Raw genomic sequence first — 1,055 nt, 5'->3', positions numbered from 1 at the left:
CGACCGGAGCGAGCATCGGGGGGACCCCGGTGTAGCCCTCGGGCTGCCGCTCGGCGATGGCGAGCGGCATCACCGTGATCTTGTGCTGCACCGGCACGCCGTCGATGGTGCGCAGCCGCGTGCGGATGACGACGTCAGAGCCCTCGGGGATGCCCCACGCGACCATTTCGGGGGTGGCGGCGGTCTGGACGACCTCGATCGTCGCCTCGGTCGCACCCTGGTCGTTGGCGGATCGCCACGCCTTGGCGGCGGTCAGGTCCGGCGGGGTGAACGTGCCGAGGTGGGCGTCTGCGGGCGGGCCCGCCGTGACGGTCGTGCCCTCTCGGCCTCGCCCGACGCGCACCATGCCCGAGCCCTCGAGGGCCGCGTATGCGGCGGCGGCGGTCTGCTGGCTGGTCTCGTAGCGCTCTGCCAGTTCGCGAACGGACGGCATCCGGGCGCCGTAGGCGTAGTCACCTGCGGTGATCCGGCGGCGCAGCTCGGCCGCCAGGCTGGTTGCGGTGGTCATGGTTCCTCCTCAGTCGGGGCGAGTCTCTGTCCCCACCATAGCAATGTCAAGCAATGAAAGTTTCGTCTTGACATTGCGCGGGACTGTTCCTACCTTGGTCGTTGTCCAGCCCAACGGCACGGCCCCGGGATGCACCCCGGGGCCGCTTGTCGGGCACAGCGTCCAGGAGAGGGACGTGCACCCATGGCCGACCGTATCGACCAGACAGCGCCGCTCAACGCCGCCCAGGCCGAACAGCGCCGCACACTGACCTACCCGCTCGTCGGTGGTGGCTCCCTCGAGGCCGCCTGCCCGAGCTGGTGCACCGCCGATCACGCCGCCGACCAGCGGTCCGGCATCGACCCCTCGGAACTGCTGCACGAGGGCGAGCAGGTCTCGACCACGTTCGAGCTGTACGGCGGTGAGCGCCTCGAGCTCCTCGAGGCCCGCCTCACCCAGGAGCCCTACAGCGACGACGCCGCCGCCCGCCGGCCGCACGTCGCCTTCCGCCCCCAGCCCGACGCCGAACTCGGCGCCGACCAGTACATGACCGCGGACGGCCTCAACC

2 protein-coding genes are annotated in these 1,055 nt (G+C 71.3%); one reads left to right on the top strand and one right to left on the bottom strand.

Going from position 1 to position 1,055, the window contains the following annotated elements; translation table 11 throughout:
• On the bottom strand, positions 1 to 508 hold a 508-nt coding region (locus ACFCXS_RS39455), incomplete at its 3' end, for a GntR family transcriptional regulator (protein WP_376648155.1).
• Positions 509 to 691: 183 nt separating this feature from the next.
• Here ACFCXS_RS39455 and ACFCXS_RS39450 point away from each other — a divergent pair.
• The coding region (locus tag ACFCXS_RS39450; RefSeq protein WP_376648154.1) for a DUF6907 domain-containing protein at positions 692 to 1,055 on the top strand (364 nt) is incomplete at its 3' end.

The sequence above is a fragment of the Streptomyces sp. NPDC056373 genome, assembly GCF_042262425.1.
In the GTDB taxonomy this organism is placed as follows: domain Bacteria; phylum Actinomycetota; class Actinomycetes; order Streptomycetales; family Streptomycetaceae; genus Streptomyces.
This window is presented reverse-complemented; position numbering and strand designations above follow the sequence as displayed.